Genomic DNA, 20,433 nt, shown 5'->3' with positions numbered 1-20,433 from the left:
CTCCCGCGGCGGGGACCCGGACCGGCACGCCGCCCACCCGGCGAGGCGAGCCCACGCGCGGGCGGCCGCACGCAGCGGACGCGGGCGCGGCGCAGCGTCCTGGCGAAATCTGGTGGGCGGACGTGCCGTTCGAGGACGGGCCCGGCTCCAAGGTGCGGCCGTGCGTCGTCCTGAGGACGCACCGGGGCGGCGCGGAGGTACTGAAGATCACCAGCCAGGACCAGCGGCGTCGCAGCGACCACATCGAGATCCCCACCCGCACCTGGGACCCCGACGCCGACCACAACAGCTTCCTCGACCTCAGCGACCCGATCCGGGTCACCACGTCCGCCTTCCAGGACCGGGCCGGGGAGCTGGACCGCGCGATCTGGCGTCACGTGTGCTCACTGCACGGGATCAGCCGATAGCCGCCGACCCCCGAAACTCGTCTCGGGATCGGCGCCGCGCAGGCGGGCAGGGACGGCCGATCCCAACGGATAGGTCGAGCCGCTCTCCTTGAAGCAGACGACGCCGATGAGGGCTCCACCGGGATCGACGAGGCCGAGTCGGACCGGATCGACGCCGAACTGTCCCACCACCTCGCCCGCACCGTCCGTACGCTGTCTCAGCCCAGCCCATGACCGAACGGGTCGCGGCTCCGGAAGTGATCCCTCTGCTCGTCCACGACATGCGCGGGCCGGAAAAGCCGCCGGCCGGATGAAGGCTGGTCCGTTTCGGCCGGTGGTGAACGTCTCCTCTTCTTGAGGAAAGCGGCGGTTATCGTCCGCGTATGGACATTACCGATCACTTCAGCACCGCTGGGGGAATCCGGCTGGCCTACCGGACGTGTGGTCCTCGTGACGCCCCACCGCTCGTGCTCCTGCACGCGCTGGGTGAGAGCGCCGCCGATTGGGACGCCGTCATCCCCGCTTTCGCCGACAACTGGCGGGCGTACGCGCTCGACTTGCGCGGCCACGGAGGAAGCGACCGGCCCGGCGACTACGGGCTGGAGTTGATGCGCTCCGACGTGCTCGGCTTCCTGGACGCGCTCGCGCTCGATCGGGTGGATCTGATCGGGCACTCCATGGGAGGTCTCGTCGCGTACCTGCTGGCCGGGAATCATCCGGAACGGGTCAGCCGCCTGGTCCTGGAGGACGTCCCGGCACCGCTCCCCCGTGAACGCGTCGTCCCCACCCGGCCGGACGGCGACCTGCCGTACGACTGGGACATGGTGCTGGCCGTCAGGAGACAGATCGACGACCCCGACCCAGCATGGATGGACACGCTGGGCCGGATCACCGCGCCGACCCTCGTCATCGCGGGCGGCCCCGCGAGCCACATACCGCAGGCACGGGTCGCCGAGCTGGCTCAGCGGATCCCGAACAGCCAAACGATGACCATTCCGGCCGGGCACCTCGTTCACGCCGCCGAGCCACGCGCGTTCTCGGAGGCGGTCCTGACGTTCCTCAGGCAGACGAAGCCGCTCCCGTCACGCTGAAGACCCTTACGGGCGGGGACGCTCGGCCAGGCAGGCCGCGTTCTACTACTCCGCGGCCACCCGTACTCCCAGGGTCACCAGTGTCAGCCCCAGCAGCCCGTCCTGCATTCGGCGGAAAGCCGGCGAGTCGAGCAACCGGCGGGCCCTCCCCAAGGCGACGGCGACCAGGCTCAGCCCGGTCAGGCTGAACAGCACAGCGATGATCGCGAGCCCCAGCGCTACCGGCACCGCAACCGCCGGCCGCCCCGCGGGGACGAACTGCGGAAGCGTGGCCAGGAAGAACAGCGCCGCCTTCGGGTTGGTCAGATTGGTCACAAACCCCTGGGCCAGCGGGGAGCCGGGCAGCAGACGCCCCAAACGCCCCGGGGCCTCTTCTGGCGCCATGACGGGCTGGGCTCGCCGTGCCGCCCACAGGGACCGCGCGCCAAGCACCACCAGGAAGGCCGCGCCGGTCAATCTGACCGCGTCGAACACCGTCTGGCTGCGCAGCAGCAGCTCGGCCAGCCCGAGCGCCACCGCCGCCGCGTGGACGAACAACCCCAGGGCGCATCCGAGCGCCGTCGCAAGTCCAGATCGCGTGCCGCCCTTGACCGTGCTGCGAACAACCACGGCCGTGTCCAGGCCGGGCGTCACCGTGATCAACAGGCACAGGCCCAGATACGGAGCCAGAATTCCCCACATGTCGTGATTATCGACGACGGTATGTCCGCGGAACGACGGAACAGCGAATAACTCGTACGGACCGGCCGGGCGGCCCCCTGCCGCTCTCCGGCGACGACGACGGCAACGGACAGCACGGCACCCGCCACCTGCGGTCTTCGCGGCGGGCGTTACCCTTCCCAATGAAGGAAGGGCCCTTCCCATTGAAGGAGGGGTGATGTCCCGGCAGAGGGCAGCGCTGGTCACCGGGAGCTCCCGCGGCATCGGAGCGGCGATCGCCGTACGGCTGGCCGCCGACGGCGCTCGCGTGCTGGTCAACTACCGCACCAACCGGGAGGCCGCCGGCGAGGTCGTCGCCCGGATCACCACCGACGGCGGTCAGGCCGTCGCGGTGCAGGCCGACGTCGCCGACGCGGACCAGCTGCGGAGCCTGTTCGACGCCGCCGAGGAGCACTTCGGCCGGCTGGACGTCCTGGTCAGCAACGCCGGCATCGCGTGCCGTGTGCCGATCGGGCAGGCCACCGACGAGGACTTCGACACCGTGTTCGCCACCAACACCCGCGCGACCTTCCTGGCGTTACGGGAAGCGGCGAACAGGCTGGCCGACGGCGGACGGATCATCGTCATCTCCAGCGGCGCCACCGTACGGTCCGCCCCAGGCCGAGGGCTCTACGCGGCGAGCAAGGCGGCCGGCGAGCAGATGGTCCGCGCCGCGGCGCGTGAGCTGGGCCCGCGGCGGATCACCGTCAACAGCGTGCTGCCCGGTGCTACCCGCACCGACATGCTGACCGAGAACCGAGAGGAGTACGCCGCCCGGACCACGCTGGGCCGTCTCGGCGAGCCTGGCGACATCGCCGACGTCGTGGCCTTCCTCGCCTCCGACGCCGGCCGGTGGATCACCGGGCAGGCCATCCTCGCGGACGGCGGCCTGTTCTGAGATCTGTTCGCGCTATCGCGGGGTCAGAACACAGAACTCATGGCCATCGGGATCGGCCATGACCACCCAGCTGACCTCGCCCTGACCGATGTCGACGCGCGTCGCCCCGAGGGAGATGAGACGGTCGACCTCCGCTTGCTGATCACCATCGGCAGGTGGAGCGAGGTCGAAGTGCAGCCGGTACTTCCCGGTCTTCGGCATCAGTGGCGGACCGCCCCAGGTGATCTTCGGACCGCCGTGCGGCGAGCGAATCGCGGTCTCCTGGTTCTGGTCCCAGACCAACGGCCAGCCCAGCGCTTCGCTCCAGAAATACCCGACCTCCTGCGAACCGTCGCTCGCGAGCGCTCCGATGAATCCGCAGTCGGCGAGGAATTTGTTGTCCGGCGCGATGACGCAGAACTCGTTGCCCTCGGGGTCGGCGAGCACAACATGACGCTCCTCCGGGCGTTGACCGATGTCGATGTGCCGCGCACCGAGTTCGAGCGCCCTCGCCACCGTCTGCTGCTGGTCCTCAAGGGACGTGCTCGTCAGATCGAAGTGCATCTGGTTCTGGCCGACCTTCTTCTCCTGGGACGGAAGAAATCGGATCCGGAACCCGGTGTCATCGCTCGGCAGGAGCGTGATGCCATCGTGGGGGTCGTCGGCCATCTCCCAGCCCAGGACTCCGGCCCAAAACCGGGCGAGACGGAGCGGCTCGTGCGCGTCGAAGCAGAGCGCGACAAGGTGACAAGTCATTTCGCTCCACACCTCCGATCTGCTGATTCAAATCCACAGGCAGGGCACGTCTTCCGCGCCCATAGGGAAAACAACGCTAGGGATTCGGGGCCCGCCAAGCGAGCCGATTTCGGCCTGACGTATAGGTGAACTCAGGTTCTGACCTGCGAGGACTGCTCGTTATCGTTCGCTGGAGTTCACGGTCGTTGTTACTCAGTTGTCATCTACTGCGGTGGTCGACGCCGCCGATGATCCGCGGCCGCAGTGGACATGCGCGAGCCCGGCCCGGATCGACCGATCCTGGCCGGGCCGCGATTGTTCTGCCGGTCAGCTCGCCATGCCGGCGAACATGCCGGGCTGGTAGGAGCCGCCCGGGTTGCGCACGATCACATTGAGCCGGTTGTTGGCGTTGATCATGGCGATCAGGGAGACCAGCGCGGCGATCTGGTCGTCGTCGTAGTGCTCGCGCGCCTGGGCCCAGGTCTGGTCGGACACACCCTGGTGGGCATCGGCGATCCGAGTGCCCTCCTCGGTGGGCGCCAGCGCGGCCCGCTCGGCTTCGGTGAACACGGTGGACTCGCGCCAGGCCGCGACCAGGTTCAGCCGGGTCGCGTCCTTAGACATGGTGGCTGTGAGCGCTGATCTGCTGCGACCCCCGGGCATGATGGCCGCACCCGTTCGGCCGTGACGGTGATCTGGCCCGAGTGCACCGGCCGCGAGCCGCACCCGCTGGATGCGCTTCGCCGCGCACGCAGGGGCTACTGGGGCCGCACGCGCGGTCCCGTACGGAGAACGCCGACGATCGGGATAACCACGTGACACACGTGATCTACGCATGTAGCGTGCCCTCCTTGTGAGCCGACTCGTCGAGACCATCGCCCCTACGCGCCTCGGCGCCGGTTACCGTCGGCTGCTGATGTCGTCATGGGCGACCAACCTCGGCGACGGCATCGCGGTCGCCGCCGGTCCTTTGCTGGTGGCCTCGTTGACCGACGACCCCTTCCTGATCTCACTCGCCGCTCTGCTGCGCTGGGCGCCACCGCTCGTATTCGGCCTGTATGCCGGCGCCCTCTCCGACCGCCTCGACCGCCGCATGATCATTGTGGTCGCGAACATGGCCCGCGCCGTGATGGTGGGCGTCCTGATCGTCACGATGCTCACCCACACTCTCTCCATTACCGCGGCGCTGCTGATCCTGGGCCTGCTCGCCACCGCCGAGGTCTTCGCCGACAACACGGCGGCGACGGTCCTGCCGATGCTTGTCGACCGTGACGACCTCGCGCTCGCCAATTCCCGATTGCAAACCGGCTTCATCACTCTCAACCAGTTGGTCGGCCCGTCAATCGGTGCAGCCCTTTTCGCGGCAGGCACGACTTGGCCATTCCTGTCCGAGGCCGTTCTTGTCACCCTGGGCGTGATCTTTGTGTCGCGTATCACGCTGCCCGCACACGGTCGCGCCACCGACAGCACAAGCAACCTCTGGCAGGACATAGCAGAAGGCTTCCGCTGGACGCTGCACCACGCGGCCGTGCGAACCCTCGTCCTGACCATCCTGGTCTTCAACGTCACCTTCGGAGCGGCCTGGTCGGTCCTCGTCCTTTACGCCAGCAAGCAGCTTGGCATGGGCGCCGTCGGATTCGGCCTGCTCACCACCGTCTCGGCCGTCGGCGGCCTCCTCGGGACCGCCCTGTACGGTTGGATCACCCAGCGGGTGAGCCTGGGCAACATCATGCGCATCGGGCTCGTGATCGAAACGTTCACCCACCTCGCCTTGGCCACGACGACGTCCCCGTGGCTGGCCTCCGCGATCTTCTTCGTCTTCGGCGCCCACGCCTTCATCTGGGGCACCACGTCCATCACGGTCAGGCAACGAGCCGTCCCCTCCGAGCTTCAGGGGCGGGTCAGCAGCGTCAACATGATTGCGTCCTACGGTGGCCTCGTGGCCGGCTCAGCCATCGGCGGCACGCTCGCCGAGCATCAGGGCGTAGCAGCGCCCTTCTGGTTCGCCTTCGTGGGATCAGCGGCCTTCGTCGTCCTGCTGTGGCGCGAACTGACCCGAATAGCCCACGCAGACGAGCAGCCACAGGCACTGGCCGCCTGACGCGGCAGCAACCGTCCTCGAACATTTACGACACTCTTCCCTGCCGACAGCCCCCAAGATCGCCTTGGCGGGCCCGGTTGGGATGGGCGAATCCCCACCAGGAGTTCGATCCCGGGTGCCGCGAGCCGCTGGATGAGGATCCCCTCGATTTACCAACAGCCCAATTCGGCAACGTTCACGGCCTCTTCGTCCCGAGCGCTGATGAAGAGTGTCGACCCCGATCAATGGATGCCGACTGGTGCCGGGACGTGTAGGTCCGTTGCTGGTCCGTAAGCTTCGTAGCCGAATCGCCTCGGCAGGTTCGCTGACTTACGCTGCCCGTCGGCGTCCTGCTCCGGGCCATAGACCCCTAAGGAGTGCTCCGGCGCTCCTGGTGCTGCGACCCGCCTCAGGAGGAATCCCCCGTGATGCCAGGAGGCATGACCCGGAGACGCGCGCTATGGCTGGTAGTGACTCATCGTCCCAAGGCCCTTATTCCCTCCTGGCTGAGAGGCGGCTCGTGGCTGCCCATACCCGGATGGGGCGGAATACGGCGCTGGGCACCCCTCCCGGCCTGGTTGAACAACGGGCTTCTCCCGACGGTGGCGGGCCTGGTGGCCGCCGCCGTCAGTTGGCGCCTGGGCAAGCTCGATCAAGATCTAATCAAGATCACTGTGATCGCGTTGATCGTTACACGACTGATTCCCTTTCCCTGGCCCAAGCGGGTGCCAGATCGCCACATCGCTCGCCGCGCGGACTACCCGGACCTGCATGCGATGGTTGATGAGATAGCCGACGCACTCGGGGCTCGACGGCCGTCCCAAGTGTGTTTCGCGCCCGTCGCAGACTCTGGCACCACCCGGCTGGGGCCGCGGCGTTCAGAGCTGTGGATCGGCTTGCCGTACGCGATGGGGTTCGAACGAGCGGAGTTGCGCGCCGTCATCGCCTTCGAACTCGCCTTCCTAGAAGCGCATCGGTCATGGTTGCTCAGCGCACTCCTGGAGGTCTGGACTTCGGAGATGCGGAAGAAACCCGCCGTTCGGGCGGAGCTCGGTGCCGTCGCCAAGGCCCTCCTCACTCAGGCCGATAAGGTCGGCTGCCGAGTGGCGGATCCGCGAACCATGGCAAACGCGCTTCTTCGCGGTGGGCTCATGTCTGATTCGTTCACGTGGTTCGGGGGCCGCTACGCGATAGACCTGCCCTCATATGGGCTCTTCCCCGTGGACCTCTACCAGGGGTGGCGCTGGAAAGTGAACGAGGATGACCTCCTGGGCCGGATCATGCCGCGCTACCTTGAGCTCCATACGACACAGACTCTCCGCGGAGGATTCACGATCGATCGGCTGGCAGAGCTTGGCGCCACCCTCGAACACCCGCCTCAGCCTGCGGAAAACCCGATCTTGTCAGCGCTCGACCCGACCGTCGAAGCACGGTTCGCCCGCTGGCTCGGCAACCTCCTCTCGAACCCATCGAGTGTGTACTGGTTCGTCACATTCGGCGAGATGCCTGACGCAGTCTGGGACGAATTGATAGGGCATCTCCACGATCGCGTCCTCCAGGCCACGGCCGAACTCGTCGGTCGGCCGAACCCAACGCTCACCGACCTGGTGGAAATCGTGGCGGACGGCCGCGGGACAGAAATCAAATGGGAGCACAGAGACTCGCTGTGCACCCACTCGTCAGCCGGAGTATGCGCCCTTTTCCCAGTCCTCCACCGCAACCTGCGATTGAAGGGCTACCGCTACACCCATGCTCTACGTCAACGACAACTCGTCGGGCCGGGTGGAGACCGTATCGATGTGGTACGGCTAGCGCAGGGAATCGAGCATGGCGATCAACTACCCGAGATTCTCGCGCCCACGGCGAGTTCGTGAATTACGCTCCCGAACCGTCGGATCCCTCCTTCGACGCGTGGACGCCATGGTTAGATCACCGAGATCCGATCTGTCCTGAGGGCTGACCTGCGGCGACTGGCCGGCTCATGCGCTGAGCTGGGCTTTCAGCATTCGCCGCTTCTCATCGTTTCGCGCTGCTTTTCGCGCTAATGTGCCCTGACGCCTCGCTTGTAAGGCAAGGTCTTTGCTACTCCCCTGGAAAAGACACTCATCGGCCCTCGGCCAGGCGTCCGTCACCAAGGCGGCAACTCAGCCCGAGCCGTATCCCTTGACGAGCCAGCGCCCGCCTTCGTTCTGGACCGTGAACGGGTGGGTCCACAGGTCGCCGTCACCGGTGAACTCGTGGGCACACAGCTTGAAGCTGACCGGGACCCGGACACACTGTTCGCCCGGTTCGCAGTCGATGGCCTCGTAGGGGTCGCCGACTTCGAGGCCCGAAATGTCGATCCAGTTCTTGAAGGGGCCCTGTGAATGCTCGAACTCCATCGAGTAGTCCTCGCCGGGGACCATCAGGGCCAGCGCCGTCTCCGAATCCTTGGCGGTCATCGCCTCCAGCCACACCGCGACGACCTCCTGCGGGGTCGCGTTCGCGGGCGGCATGGCCACTTCGTGCCGGGACGGAACGCACACGCACCCGGCCATCAATGGCAGCGCTAGCAGATAGCACCAGACCCGGAAATTCATGAATCGATATTGTAGATCGACTCAGGACTCCAGTTCATCGTGAACGAGTTCTCCGCCGACGTAGTCTTGATGCGCTTCAGGTCGGCCGGCACCCTGGGCCGGGACAAACGCCCCGAGCCCAAGGGCACCACGGTCAGGCGTCACATGTCGTAGATCTGATCACTGGGTTGGGCTGATCAGCGAGGATGCATGCGCGTTCTCCGTGAGCTGCGCTTTCGGCTTCCGCTGACTCTCAGCGTTTCACGCCGTTTTTCGGTCTCGTGTGCCCTAGATGTGCCCTGCGTGGCCTAGCTGATCCAGTTGACGAACACACCGACAGGTATGGATAGCAGCGCGCCGATGCCGATGTACATCCACTGGCGGCGGCGCTCGGCACGGATCATCTCCTGGACTACAGCAACGATCCCAAGCGGGCCGCCCAGCGTGGACCCGACGGCAAGGATGGCGATACCCACATAGCGAAAGGTCTGGCTCTCGAGGACGAGGAAAGGCGCAGACGCATCTCCGAGGTATCCCGGTGGCTCGGTCATGAGTCGATCACCACGACAGTCGATCTTTACGGGCATCTCGTGCCGGAAGCCTCCGAGCGGGCTCGCACAGCCCTGGATGCGGCGTTCAGTTCCGCGCTCGATGTGCCCCCGATGTGCCCGGGGCAGGAGTGAGCCAGGAATAGGCCAGCGGAAACTCTTACACCACTTCCGTGGACGCAACCCAGAGACGGAACAGGCCCGTAGCTTCGGCCCTCCCTCTATCCCTCGACTGCCGTCGCTATTACCGCGAGTCTGGAGTGGGCCGACCGAGCCATCCCGAGCTATCAGCTTGGGAATCGGCTGCTGATCTTCCCGCCCCGAGCTGGGAAGGGGGCGCGCAGCTCAGCGATGCTCGGGTCGCCGTGAGTCCCCGTCCCCGTCGCTCTGAGGGCCGGGCGGACTCACTGGCTAGGACTCCTTGTTCGTTTCGATACGCATGAATTGACGGGCGAGGAAACCCGGCGGGGCGATAACCTCCAGGTATTTCTCACTAAAATATCCCCGCGAATTTCAGAGCACAGCAAAACCTAGCATTCCGCGGTTTCGGGAGATTAACGCCGGGGATACGGCGAAGGTGGGACATAGGTGAGGAAATACTTTAACTATGCAACTATCTCCGGCGATATGAGCGGCAACGTCGCACGTCCAGCGGTTTCACGTGGCTTCGGTCAGTTCAGGGTAAAAACGCTCTGGATCGCGACTACCGGCCGACCCATCCGGACTTCAAGGCACCGGAGTTCACGCACTGGGGCATCGAGAGAGACATGAGTATGAGTCACGATATTTATCCCCGCATACCGCGCCTACCGGCCCTGATCGGCGCACTTGCTCTGATTGGCGCAGTTGGTCTGGTCACCGCTTGCGGCGGCCCGCCGTCCCGCGGCCCGGCGTCCCGCGGGATCACCCCGGGCGCCGGCCAGAGCCTGCCCGGCGTGCCCGGCGGCACCGGCCCGGCATCTGCCATCCCGGCGCTGCCCAACACGGCCACAGCCGCACCCACAGGCGGCGCGCCGGCCACGCCGGTGGGCCCGAACTCCGTGACGATCAAGAATTTCGCCTTCCATCCCGCTGCGCTGACCGTCAAGGCAGGCACTACGGTCACCTGGACCAACCAGGACCCTGAACCGCACACCGTGACGAGCCAGGGCCAGGGGCCGCTCCGCTCCGCCGCGCTGGCGTCCGGTGCCCGCTACCCCTACAAGTTCACCACGCCGGGCACCTACAAGTACCTGTGCAGCATCCACCCGTTCATGACCGCCACTGTGACGGTGACCCGGTGACCGGCCCTATCGATCCGCGTGGAGCCGAGCCCACGCCGGAACACGGGATGTCTCGCCGCCAACTGCTGCGCCACGCCGGCTGGTTCGGATCCGCCGTGGTCTTGATGGTGGCCGACGGCCAAGTGATCAGCAGCATCGCAGGCAGCCAGGACAGCGCCGCCGCACAGGCCGCCGCCAACTCTGGCTCGCTGCGGTTCGTGCAGATTTCCGACAGCCACATCGGCTTCACCGGCGCCGCCAACACCGACGTGAACCGAACGTTCACCGAAGCGCTCAATCAGGTCAACAGCCTGGGCTTCCAGCCCGACTTCGTCATGCACAGCGGCGACCTCACCCACCTGTCCACCCCGGGCCAGTTCGACCAGGTCAAGCAGATGATGACCGGCCTGCGTACTGGTCGCGTCTTCACGGTGCCCGGGGAACACGACTCGATCGGCGACGCGGGACATGCGTACCGGCAGCGGTTCGGCGCAAACACCCTCGGCGACGGCTGGTACAGCTTCGACACCCATGGCGTCCACTTCATCGCTCTGGTCAACACCCTGCACTTGGAGCAACTCGGGCACCTTGGCACCGACCAGATCGACTTCGTCCGCAAAGACGTCACTGGTCTATCGGCTGACACTCCCATCGTTGTGTTCAGCCATATCCCGCTGTTCGCCATGTACCCGGCCTGGGGCTGGGGCACCAATGACGCCATCAAGGTCCTAGGCCTGCTACGCCGCTTCTCCTCTGTGACCTGCCTGAACGGCCACGTGCACCAGCTGTTCACCAAGACCGAAGGCAACGTCACCTTTCACAGCGCCACCACCACCGCCTACCCGCTGCCCAAACCGGGCATGGGGCCGGGCCCCCTCCCGCAGGTGGTACCAGCCGGCCGCCTCAAGGACGCACTGGGCATCCGCACTGTCACCTACCGCAAGGGCGTAAGCGGCCTGGCCGTCACCGACCACAAGCTGGCATGAAGCCTTCCGCGGCCCTCGCCGCCCGCCTGAGCACGGCCGCCGCCATCGCCGTCAGCGGCTGAATCCACGCCGACCTCTACCTCAACGGCGGCTACCGAAGGGAGCAGACAGACGTGGGAGCCCCGCCGAGGATGTCACCGACCCGGCTTCGGCTGGCGACAGCCGCCGGGCTCGCCCTGGCCGTGACGGCGGCCCTGTACGCGTTCGGCCGGATACACACCCCGGACTACGCCAGCAGCCTGTTCGGACGCCGCGGTAACGATGCGAACATTCTCAAGGCGCAAGTCGGCACCGCCCTGCTGGGCCTGGCCTTCTACCAGCTCATATTGGCGCTGTGGATCTACCAACGGTTACCCGGGGCCGGTGCCGCCCCCCGCCCGATACACCTCGCCCATCGCATCGGCGGAGCCGTGCTGTTTGTGCTTTCCCTACCCATCGCCTACCACTGCATCACCGCCTACGGAGTGCAGACGGACAGCGCCCGGGTCGCCCTGCATTCCCTCGCCGGCTGCTTCTTCTACGGCGCATTCGCCGCGAAAGTACTCATCGTCCGCAGCCGGCACCTACCCGGCTGGGCGTTGCCGCTCGCCGGCGGCACCCTGGTCACCCTCGTCGCGATCCTGTGGTCCGCAGCGGCGCTCTGGCAGCTGGCCCAGCCGTAGGTGGTAGCAGTCAGTCACCCGCGCGCATCGACACCAACAGGGCTGGAATCCGCCAGCATCCGCGGCTCTTCCGGGTGGTGGCGCAGCGGGGCACTGACGCAGCCGTAGGAAAGACGGGGGCCGCGCCAGCTCGCACTCCGCCATCCCGTCTGCCGTCGACCCCCGCCGCGGAGCGGCAGCGGGCCGGTGACGGAGGTGCAAGCCCTCACCACGAGTGGACTTTTTCCGTCGTCGTGTCCACGTTCACGAGCAGATGCAGGCGACCAAGCTGGTGCCATTGAAGACCAGGGCGTCGAGGCGGACCGTCCCGGTCCGATGACTTGGTGCTGGAACAGATCACAGCTCACATGCAGCGTTACGCCCCAGGCGTGAACGAGGTGCTCGTGACCAACCGCTCCGGCCGGCCGGTACAGCGGTCGACATTCGGGACGTGCTGGCGTGCAGCGGTCGCCGCGGCCGGCCTGCCCAAGGGACTCGCTTTCACGACCTGAGGCACTTCTACGCGTCGAGTTTCATCCGGGCGAGCTTGAACCCGAAGGTCATTCAGGCGCGCCTGGGGCACGCCACGATCGCCGAGACGATGGACACCTACGGCCACCTGTTCCCCGACGATGAGGATCTGGGCAGAGGTGCGGTCGAAATCATGATCGCTGCGGCGCTGGCGGAACAGCACCGGAACAGCGGGACCTGCCCCGATCATAAGCGCAGGCCGGACACGTAGTGGCGGACGAGTCGGCCTGTAGGCCGGGTTCTAATTTGGCGTGGCCCCTACCTGCACGGAACGGCCCTACCCTGCGGCTGACCTGCAATTACGCTTCCGTTCGTTGTCATTGCTTGCCAGTGATTTCCAGCACCATGTGCCCCCAAAGTGCCCCCGCCCGCACGAAGCCCACCGGCCGGTGGGAAGATGACTGACATGACGATCAGCAGAAAGGTCGATGCCGCGTAGGCGGCCTGGCCGCGTCCGCGCGGGGCTTCCGCGCCAGCCCCGGATGCAGGATGACGCCACGATTATCCCTGGCCTGTCCTCGGCAGCCCTCGCCGAAGTGCGGCGGATCGAGCGCCAGAAGAAGCACCTAGGGCCGGGCTCGGTCGGGGCTGCCTTTACGCGTTGGCGCATCTTCGTCCACGAACCGAATCGACGCCTCTGGAACTACGAGAGCGGCGGTTGCACCGAATGGGCCTGCTGCGGAGACCCATGGCAGGCCCGTGAGCACCTGGAAGCGGTGATGTTGGCGATGTCCCGCCGGCGGGCGCGCGAGCTCCGCAGCTTGGTCGAACCCCTGGATAGACGCTACTAATTCCATGAGCGGGCTCGACCTCGAACGGCTACCCCAGATCATCGAGATCTGATCCGTCCTGACGGCTGACCTGCGGCGACTGCCCAGCTCACGCGCTGAGCTGGGCTTTCAGCGTTCGCCGCTTCTCATCGTTTCGCGCTGCTTTTCGCGCTCATGTGCCCTGGATGTGCCCTCGGGTGCGCAGCCAGCTACAGCCGTTGCCGCTCTTGGTGGGTAACATCCTCGCCGTGGACGATCTCCAACTTTGGGACAATGAGGACCTGACGGTGGCGGCTGTCCTTGTCACCGTGCTTCTCCTATTGCCTACTGTGGTGATGGTCGCGTTCTGGATGCTTCGTCGCCATAGGGAACGGCTGGTGCCGCTGATGCGGCCCGCGCTCCGGGGCCTGGTGCGGGGACTGTGTTCCGGCTCCGTCGTAGGCGCCCTCGCCGTCTGGCTACTGTTTCGAGACGGTCGATGGGATCGTGTCCTCGCCTTCACCTTCTTGGGCGGTCTGATCTGGACCATGAGCGAGATTCGCGAGGAACTCAAGCGGAAGACATAAGCTTCTGCGATCAGCCGCGGCAACCTGTCCTGATCTCTCGTCTGCCTTCGACCCATCCGAAGGACAGCGGGCCGGCGACGCCAGGTCAGGCCCGGCCTCGTGTGTACATGTTCCCGGTGACCTTCCTCGCGCGCTGGTTGTCCTGCCTGCACGGCTGGGCTTGACCTGGAGGAGTCGGTCTGCTGGGCTCTGCCGGGGTCGATGGCGGGCGAGCGATCAGGGCTTCCAGTCCCGCCATCTACGGCCAGCACGTTCCGCGGGCCACCTCTCGGAGTCTGAGCGCCCCGGGGTTTGGGGCAGCGCCCCAAGGTTGTCGCTGCTCCTCTGGAAAAAGACTCTCATCTGCATATACCATGCCGTCAGTTCGCCGACCGTCGTTCCCCTGCTTGCCGGCGGGCAGCGCGACCGCGAGGCGGGACCGGCCGAAGAGCCGCACGCCCGCCGTGGCGAGGCGCGCGGCCCAGCCGGCTGATGCTCGTGTGCGTTCCCGCGTCATGCGGGGCCGTGGCTGGCTTCCTTGGCTGCGTTGTGCTTCCTGGTGCTCTTCCCCTGGCTGCTCTCGGGCGGGTGTCCCTCTGCTCGGTGCTCACCGGTTCCCGCCGAAGGCGGCTTGAAGACGTAGGGAAAGTTGTAACGGGGCGGCCCGAACCTAGATCAGCCTGCTTGTGTATCCCGCATCGACCAACCTCTTGAACGCCAGCTCAACTTCCGCCGGCATCTCCTGGGGGATAGCGAAGCCCTGCTTCGGGTACTCCGCAATCCGCTGAGTGTCGCCAACGATCATGTTGATTACCCGGTGGGACTGTGGAAGCAGCGGTACGCCCACCACATCGAACGTACGTTCGATTCGACGGTACGCCTCTGCAGCATCCAGCGCCAGCAACCGTTCCAGGCCACCATGACGTGGCTGACCGGCTTTCAGTTCCGTTTCAACCCAAGCGGTTGCAGTGGTGAACCAAGCGAATCTGTCGAGCGTCTGACCGTGCTTAGCCAGCGTGGGTGTGCCCTGAGTGTGCCCTGATCTTGCCTGCCCGGTGCTCCACACCAGGTCACAGGCTTTGGGGCGGACGAGTCGGCCTGTAGGCCGGGTTCTGTGGCCGGCTTTCGCCGACCGGCGACCATCCATCTAGGACCGCCGTTGCCGGCGGCCTCAAGCGGTCTACCCGCGCGGCTCGGACGGGCAGCCCTCAAACGCCGCGCGCGGGACGCTCCTCGCGGAGCGTCCCTTCTTGACCTTGCTCCAGGTGGGGTTTACCGAGCCGCCCACGTCACCGTGGGCGCTGGTGGTCTCTTACACCACCGTTTCACCCTTACCCCCGCGAAGGGGGCGGTCTGCTTTCTGTGGCACTGTCCCGCGGGTCACCCCGGGTCGGTGTTACCGACCACCTCGCCCTGTGGAGCCCGGACCTTCCTCGGCGGGATCCCTGCGCAGTACGCGGGACCCCGACGCGGCCGCCCGGCCGGCTCGTCCGCCGTGCGTCCCAGCCTAACGGCCTCCCAAGCACTGTCCAACTCGGCGGCAAGCCCCCGGGATGCCCCCCGGCTCAGCCCAGATGGGCGGTGTCGTTGAGCGCCCGTACGACGGCGGGGCCGTCGGCGTAGTAGTCGATGGCCGACAGACACGCCACGTCGAGATGCATCCGGTAGAGGGATTCCGGAGGCGCCATGAGCGCGAAGCGGAGCAGCAGCTTGATCGGCGTGACGTGCGAGACGACGAGCACGGTCTTGCCCTCGTGCTCGGCGACGATCTGCTCCCTGGCGCGCTCGACCCGCAGTCCGGCCTCCGTGAAACTCTCTCCGCCGGGCGGGGCGACCGAGGGGTCGCCGAGCCACGCGGCCAGTTCGGCCGGCCAGTCCCGCTGGATCTCGGCGAACGTGTGCCCCTCCCAGGCGCCGAAGTCGGCCTCCCTGAGATCCCGCTCGACCCGTACCGGCACGCCGGTACGCGCCGCGACCGCCTCGGCCGTCTGCCGGGCCCGCGTCAGCGGGGAGCTGACGATCACGTCGATCGCGTACGGCTCGCGCGAGAGGCGGAGCGCGGCTGCCTCGGCCTGGGCGAGACCCCGGGAAGTGAGCGAGGGGTCGCCCACCCCGGAGAAGCGCTTCTCCACCGACAGCGGCGTCTCGCCGTGCCGGAGCAGCAGGAACGACGTGGCGACCCGGGTGGGACGGGCCATCCAGCCGGTGCCCTCGGCGCGCTCCCGCCGTACGGCCGCGGAGGCGACGGACGGTCCGGGGGCCGGGGCGGTGGGCGCAGCGAGGGAGGCGGCGGGCTCGGGCGCGATCTCCGCCTCAAACGCCGACTCAGGCGCGGGAGCGACTCGGGCGGAAGGCCCGGGCGTGGCGGCGGCCTCGGCGGCGGGACGGGCGGGCTCGGCGGCGGGACGGGCGGGCTCGGCCAGGGGCTCCGCGACGCCGGTGGACTCCCACTTCAGACCCTTGGCGGCGGCGTCCATGGCCTCGTTGGCGAGGCGGTCGGCGTGGCTGTTCCGCTCCCGGGGAATCCACGTCCAGGTGACGCGGAGCCGCCGGGCGAGCGCGCCCGCTTCGAGTGCGAGCGGTCGCAAACCCTCATTCTTGATCTTCCAGCGGCCGGCCATCTGCTCGATGACGAGCTTGGAATCCATCCGCACCTCGACGGAGGCGCCCTCGCCGCCGAGGGCCAGCACGGACGAGAGCCCCGCGATCAGGCCGCTGTATTCGGCGACGTTGTTGGTCGCGGTGCCGATCGCCTCGGCGGTCTCGGCGAGCACCAGGCCGTCGGCGTCCTTCACGACGGCGCCGTATCCCGCCGGTCCCGGGTTGCCCCGGGATCCGCCGTCGGCCTCGACGACGAAGCTCACAGGCCGGACTCCGCGGTGCGGACCAGGATCCGGCGGCACTCCTCGCAGCGGAGCACCTCGTCGTGGGCGGCCGCGCGGATGCGGTTGAGGTCGGCGATGGACAGGGTGGTCCGGCAGCCGAGGCAGCGACCGCCGTGCAGCATGGCCGCGCCGACGCCGAACTGCTCGCGCAGCTTGCCGTACAGCGCCAGCAGGTCGTCGGGGATGTCGGCGGCGATCGCGGGACGGCGGTCCTGCAGCTCGGCCGCCTCCTTGTCGATCTCGGCGAAGGCGGCGTCGCGCCGGGCCTCGGCGGCGGCCAGCGTCGCGGCGGCCTCGTCGCGCTGCACCTTGAGGTCGGCGACCTGGGCGTCGGCGGCCTCGCGGCGCTCCATGATCTCCAGCACGACCTCTTCGAGGTCGCCCTGGCGGCGGTGCAGCGACGCGATCTCCGACTGGAGGCTCGCCAGGTCCTTGGGCGAGGTCACCTGCCCGGAGTCGAGGCGCTTCTGGTCACGGTCGATCCGGACCCGTACGGCGTCGACGTCTGCCTCGGCCTTGGCCTGCTCCCTGGCGAGGTCACCGGCCTCGGTCTCGGCGGCGATGGCCTGGGTGGCGGCACGGGCGAGGCTCTTGGAGAGCTCCTCGATCTCGGCGAGCTCGGGCAGGGTGCGCCGGCGGTGCCGGAACCGGTCGAGACCCGCGTCGAGCTCCGCCAGGTCGAGCAGACGCTTCTGTGCTTCGGGTGCGGCCTTCATCGCAGATCCTCAAGGTGCTCGCGGGGGCGATTACGGTGTCGTCGACGTCCACGCGTCTGTGACGATGCGGGAGACGCGCGCCTCAACATTAATGCCCTTCGCGGCCAGGGCGGACGTCAGACGCTCGGCGGCGTCGGCCAGCCACGGCCACTCGGTCGCCCAGTGGGAGGCGTCGATCAGCGCCGGCCCTCCCTCGGCCTCCACGAACTCGCTCGCCGGGTGGTGGCGCAGGTCGGCGGTGAGGAAGACGTCGGCTCCGGAGGCGCGGGCCGCCCCGAGCAGGGAGTCGCCCGCGCCCCCGCTGACCGCGACGGTGACCACCGGGCGCTCCGGGTCGCCCGCCACCCGCAGCGGCCCCGCCGTACGGGGCAGGCCGGCGGCGGCGCGCTCGGCGAACTCGCGCAGCGGGACCGGGGACGGCAGCGTCCCGACCCGGCCGAGGCCGCGTCGCGGGTCGTCGGCTGAGGGCTGCAGCGGGCGCAGCTCCCCCGGCAGGCCGACGGCCCTGGCGAGGGCGTCGGAGACGCCGGGGTCGGCGACGTCGGCGTTGGTGTGCGCGGTGTAAAGGGCGACGTCGTTCCTGATCAGCCGGTGGATCACCCGGCCCTTGAACGTGGTGGCCGCGACGCTGGTGGTGCCGCGCAGATAGAGGGGGTGGTGGGTGACGACGAGGTCCGCCCCGTATTCGAGCGCCTCGTCCACGACGGCCGCGACCGGGTCCACGGCGAAGAGGATCTTCCGTACCGGCTGCGCGGGGTCCCCGCACACCAGTCCGACGGCGTCCCAGGACTCCGCCCAGGCGGGGTCGTACAGGGTCTCGATCTCGGCAACCACGTCCGCTAGCACAGGCGCAGACTACCGTCGGCGGCGTCTCCCCGAGATCGCGGCGGTCCTCCGGCCGATCTCGGGAACGGCGGAACGGGGGCGGTGAGTGTAACGTCCGAGAGACACCGTTTAGAAGGGACTCCAGGATGCCCTCTCGGGACCTGCACAGGGACGCCGTCGTCGCCGACACCCACAACGACCTCCTCATGGCCGTCTCGGCCCGGCCGCCGCGCCAGTGGGCCTCCTTCTTCCGGCGGCAGTGGCTGCCGCAGCTCGTCGAGGGCGGCGTGGACGTGCAGGTCCTCCCGGTCTTCATCGACGAGGAGTTCCGCCCGGAGGGGGCGCTCCGCCAGACGCTGCGGATGATCGAGTGCGCCCACGTGCTGGCCGAGGGCAACGCCGACGCCGTACGGCTCTGCGTGGACGGCGACCAGATCGACGAGGCGCTCGCGCAAGGCCGGATCGCCCTGGTCCTGGCGATGGAGAGCATGCCCGGCGTCGACGCGAGCGTCGAGCTCATCCCCACGATGTACCGGCTCGGCGTGCGGGTCGCGTCGATCGCCCACTGGGGGCGTACTCCCCTGGCCGACGGCAGCGGCGAGGACGCCACCGGGTCGCGGCTGACCGCGGCGGGCGTCGAGGCCGTCCAGGAGATGGAACGGCTCGGCATGATCTTCGACGTGTCGCATCTCGGCGCGTCCGGCGTGGAGCACGTCCTGGAGATCGCGACCCGGCCGGTCATCGCCACGCACTCCTCGGCCCGCGCGCTGCGCGACCACCACCGCAACCTCACCGACGAGCAGCTTCGCGCGGTCGCCGCGACCGGCGGCGTGATCTGCGTCAACTTCCTCGCCGCCTTCCTCGCGGAGGACGCGCGCTCGGTCACGATCGACCACCTGGTGGACCACATCGAGCACATCGCGGGCGTCGCGGGCATCGACCACGTGGGGCTCGGCCCGGACTTCATCCGCGAGGTGTACGCGGACCTCACCCCGCCCTGCTGCGAGGGGAGCTCCAGCGGGCTGGACACGGACGCCGCCATCCCCGGCCTGGACGGACCGCGCGGCATGCCCCTGGTCACCGAGGGGCTGCTCAAGCGCGGCTTCTCCGAGGACGAGACCGTCAAGATCCTCGGCGACAACGTGATGCGGCTGTTCCGTTCGGAGCTGGGACGCGGCCAGTGAGCCTGGAGGCCATGCTGGCCGACTTGGAGGAGCTCGTCCTGTGCGAGTCGTACTCCTCCGACCACACGGCGGTGGCGCACAGCGCCAAGGCCGTGGCGGCGCAGGGGCTGCGCCTCCTGGGCGCGGAGCCCGAGACGATCGTGATCGACGGGGTCACCCACCTGAAGTGGACGTTCGGCACGCCCCGGGTGCTGCTCCTCGGCCACCACGACACCGTGTGGCCGATCGGCTCGCTGCGCGCGCATCCGTGGTCGGTGGTCGACGGGGGGGCGCGCGGGCCGGGCGTCTTCGACATGAAGGCGGGGCTCGTGCAGCTCTTCCACGCGCTGGCCTCCCTGCCGTCCCTCGACGGGGTGTGCGTGCTGGTCGTGGGCGACGAGGAGCTGGGGTCCCCGACGTCCCGGCCGCTCATCGAGTCGGTCGCGGCGGGCTGCGCGGCGACGTTCGTGCTGGAGGCGAGCGCCGACGGCGGCGCGCTCAAGACGGCGCGCAAGGGCGTCTCCCGCTACGAGCTGTTCGTATACGGCAGGGCCGCGCACGCCGGCCTCGAACCCGAGCGCGGCGCCAACGCCGGGGTCGAGCTGGCGCACCAGATCCTGGCGATCACTGAGATCGCGCACCGGGTGGAGTCCTCGTCCGACGCGGGCATGGTGTCGGTCACTCCCACGCTGCTCTCGTCGGGGACGAGCACGAACACCGTCCCGGCGACCGGCCGGGTGGCGATCGACGTCAGGGTGCCGGACCTCGCGGCGCAGCGGCGGGTGGACGAGCTCATGCGCGCGCTCACCCCGCGGCTCCCGGACACCCGGCTGGAGCTCCACGGCGGCCCCAACCGCCCGCCCCTCGACCCCGCGTCGTCGGCCGCGCTCTTCGCCCGTGCCGTACGGCTCGCGGACGATCTCGGAATGGGGCCGCTGCGCGGCGTCGCCGTCGGGGGCGCCTCCGACGGCAACTTCACCGCCGGCGTCGGCTGCCCCACCCTGGACGGCCTGGGCGCGGTCGGAGGCGGCGCGCACGCCGCGGACGAGCACGTGATCGTCGCGGAGATGCCGGTGCGCGCGCGGCTCGTCGCGGCCCTGGTCGGCTCGGTGCTCGCGGAGACCGCCGCGTGAGC

Annotated in this window: 20 protein-coding genes, 1 other RNA gene and 1 pseudogene; 12 read left to right on the top strand and 10 right to left on the bottom strand. The window is 68.3% G+C overall.

Annotated elements, in window-relative coordinates; translation table 11 throughout:
- Positions 1-407 (top strand): type II toxin-antitoxin system PemK/MazF family toxin (locus AWQ68_RS34380; RefSeq protein ID WP_157546157.1); only part of this gene is annotated, 407 nt, incomplete at its 5' end.
- Positions 408-769: 362 nt separating this feature from the next.
- Positions 770-1,477, top strand: coding sequence for an alpha/beta fold hydrolase (locus tag AWQ68_RS34375; protein WP_066948922.1), 708 nt, complete (start codon positions 770-772; stop codon positions 1,475-1,477).
- A 45-nt stretch (positions 1,478-1,522) separates the two neighbouring features.
- Here the strand turns inward: AWQ68_RS34375 and AWQ68_RS34370 are convergent, their stop codons facing one another.
- Positions 1,523-2,158, bottom strand: a complete 636-nt coding sequence (locus AWQ68_RS34370; RefSeq protein WP_066948919.1) for a LysE family translocator — start codon at positions 2,156-2,158, stop codon at positions 1,523-1,525.
- 196 nt (positions 2,159-2,354) lie between these two features.
- Between AWQ68_RS34370 and AWQ68_RS34365 the strand changes: the two genes are divergently transcribed.
- Positions 2,355-3,074, top strand: a complete 720-nt coding sequence (locus AWQ68_RS34365) for a glucose 1-dehydrogenase (RefSeq protein WP_066948912.1) — start codon at positions 2,355-2,357, stop codon at positions 3,072-3,074.
- A gap of 12 nt (positions 3,075-3,086) precedes the next feature.
- Here the strand turns inward: AWQ68_RS34365 and AWQ68_RS34360 are convergent, their stop codons facing one another.
- Entirely contained in the window at positions 3,087-3,809 is a 723-nt protein-coding gene (locus AWQ68_RS34360; RefSeq protein WP_066948910.1) for a VOC family protein, read from the bottom strand.
- A 306-nt stretch (positions 3,810-4,115) separates the two neighbouring features.
- Positions 4,116-4,412 carry a carboxymuconolactone decarboxylase family protein gene (locus AWQ68_RS34355; protein ID WP_218007156.1) on the bottom strand — a complete coding sequence of 99 codons (297 nt, stop codon included), beginning with the start codon at positions 4,410-4,412 and terminating at the stop codon, positions 4,116-4,118.
- A gap of 229 nt (positions 4,413-4,641) precedes the next feature.
- On the opposite strand from AWQ68_RS34355, the gene AWQ68_RS34350 reads away from it, so the two are divergent.
- Both AWQ68_RS34350 and AWQ68_RS34345 read left to right on the top strand, forming a co-directional pair.
- Positions 4,642-5,889, top strand: a complete 1,248-nt coding sequence (locus AWQ68_RS34350) for an MFS transporter (RefSeq protein WP_066948908.1) — start codon at positions 4,642-4,644, stop codon at positions 5,887-5,889.
- A gap of 581 nt (positions 5,890-6,470) precedes the next feature.
- Complete coding sequence (locus AWQ68_RS34345; RefSeq protein ID WP_066948905.1) at positions 6,471-7,742, top strand: M48 family metallopeptidase; 1,272 nt, start codon at positions 6,471-6,473, stop codon at positions 7,740-7,742.
- Positions 7,743-8,012: 270 nt separating this feature from the next.
- Here AWQ68_RS34345 and AWQ68_RS34340 read toward each other — a convergent pair whose 3' ends face one another.
- On the bottom strand, positions 8,013-8,447 hold the full coding sequence (locus tag AWQ68_RS34340; protein ID WP_157546154.1) for a hypothetical protein: 435 nt from the start codon (positions 8,445-8,447) through the stop codon (positions 8,013-8,015).
- A 287-nt stretch (positions 8,448-8,734) separates the two neighbouring features.
- Positions 8,735-8,977: a hypothetical protein gene (locus AWQ68_RS34335; RefSeq protein WP_066948899.1), complete on the bottom strand. Its 243-nt coding sequence runs from the start codon at positions 8,975-8,977 to the stop codon at positions 8,735-8,737.
- 1,037 nt (positions 8,978-10,014) lie between these two features.
- Between AWQ68_RS34335 and AWQ68_RS44460 the strand changes: the two genes are divergently transcribed.
- From AWQ68_RS44460 to AWQ68_RS34305, 5 genes and pseudogenes are all read left to right on the top strand, one after another.
- Positions 10,015-10,257 carry a plastocyanin/azurin family copper-binding protein gene (locus tag AWQ68_RS44460; protein ID WP_218007155.1) on the top strand — a complete coding sequence of 81 codons (243 nt, stop codon included), beginning with the start codon at positions 10,015-10,017 and terminating at the stop codon, positions 10,255-10,257.
- A complete protein-coding gene (locus AWQ68_RS34325; RefSeq protein ID WP_066948894.1) occupies positions 10,254-11,222 on the top strand; it encodes a metallophosphoesterase family protein in 969 nt (322 codons plus the stop codon). Before AWQ68_RS44460 ends, AWQ68_RS34325 begins: the two co-directional genes overlap by 4 nt.
- Positions 11,223-11,353: 131 nt before the next feature.
- Entirely contained in the window at positions 11,354-11,884 is a 531-nt protein-coding gene (locus AWQ68_RS34320; RefSeq protein WP_066948892.1) for a DUF6529 family protein, read from the top strand.
- Between the two features lie 379 nt (positions 11,885-12,263).
- A pseudogene (locus AWQ68_RS34315) lies at positions 12,264-12,605 on the top strand (tyrosine-type recombinase/integrase); the annotation flags it as partial.
- An 807-nt stretch (positions 12,606-13,412) separates the two neighbouring features.
- Entirely contained in the window at positions 13,413-13,730 is a 318-nt protein-coding gene (locus AWQ68_RS34305) for a hypothetical protein (protein ID WP_157546148.1), read from the top strand.
- 649 nt (positions 13,731-14,379) lie between these two features.
- On the opposite strand, the gene AWQ68_RS44455 is transcribed toward AWQ68_RS34305, so the two are convergent.
- From AWQ68_RS44455 to AWQ68_RS34280, 5 genes are all read right to left on the bottom strand, one after another.
- The gene (locus AWQ68_RS44455; protein WP_218007154.1) at positions 14,380-14,775 is read right to left on the bottom strand and encodes a hypothetical protein; all 396 of its coding nucleotides are present in this window, start codon (positions 14,773-14,775) and stop codon (positions 14,380-14,382) included.
- A 19-nt stretch (positions 14,776-14,794) separates the two neighbouring features.
- Positions 14,795-15,198: RNase P RNA component class A (rnpB, locus tag AWQ68_RS34295), an RNA gene on the bottom strand.
- 76 nt (positions 15,199-15,274) lie between these two features.
- Positions 15,275-16,573, bottom strand: a complete 1,299-nt coding sequence (locus tag AWQ68_RS34290) for a bifunctional RNase H/acid phosphatase (protein WP_066948884.1) — start codon at positions 16,571-16,573, stop codon at positions 15,275-15,277.
- Entirely contained in the window at positions 16,570-17,310 is a 741-nt protein-coding gene (locus AWQ68_RS43055; protein WP_066948881.1) for a zinc ribbon domain-containing protein, read from the bottom strand. Before AWQ68_RS43055 ends, AWQ68_RS34290 begins: the two co-directional genes overlap by 4 nt.
- A 30-nt stretch (positions 17,311-17,340) precedes the next feature.
- Complete coding sequence (locus tag AWQ68_RS34280) at positions 17,341-18,156, bottom strand: Nif3-like dinuclear metal center hexameric protein (RefSeq protein ID WP_066948879.1); 816 nt, start codon at positions 18,154-18,156, stop codon at positions 17,341-17,343.
- A 125-nt stretch (positions 18,157-18,281) separates the two neighbouring features.
- Between AWQ68_RS34280 and AWQ68_RS34275 the strand changes: the two genes are divergently transcribed.
- Together AWQ68_RS34275 and AWQ68_RS34270 are read left to right on the top strand one after the other, a co-directional pair.
- Entirely contained in the window at positions 18,282-19,319 is a 1,038-nt protein-coding gene (locus AWQ68_RS34275; protein WP_066948876.1) for a dipeptidase, read from the top strand.
- Positions 19,320-19,330: 11 nt separating this feature from the next.
- Positions 19,331-20,431 (top strand): M20/M25/M40 family metallo-hydrolase, encoded by a 1,101-nt coding sequence (locus tag AWQ68_RS34270; RefSeq protein ID WP_066948963.1) that lies wholly within the window; start codon positions 19,331-19,333, stop codon positions 20,429-20,431.
- Positions 20,432-20,433: the final 2 nt, after the last annotated feature.

It is taken from the genome of Microtetraspora fusca (genome assembly GCF_001570365.1).
GTDB classification, from domain to species: Bacteria; Actinomycetota; Actinomycetes; order Streptosporangiales; family Streptosporangiaceae; genus Microtetraspora; species Microtetraspora fusca.
Note: the sequence above shows the minus strand (reverse complement) of the source record. Positions and strands in the feature narration are given on the sequence as shown.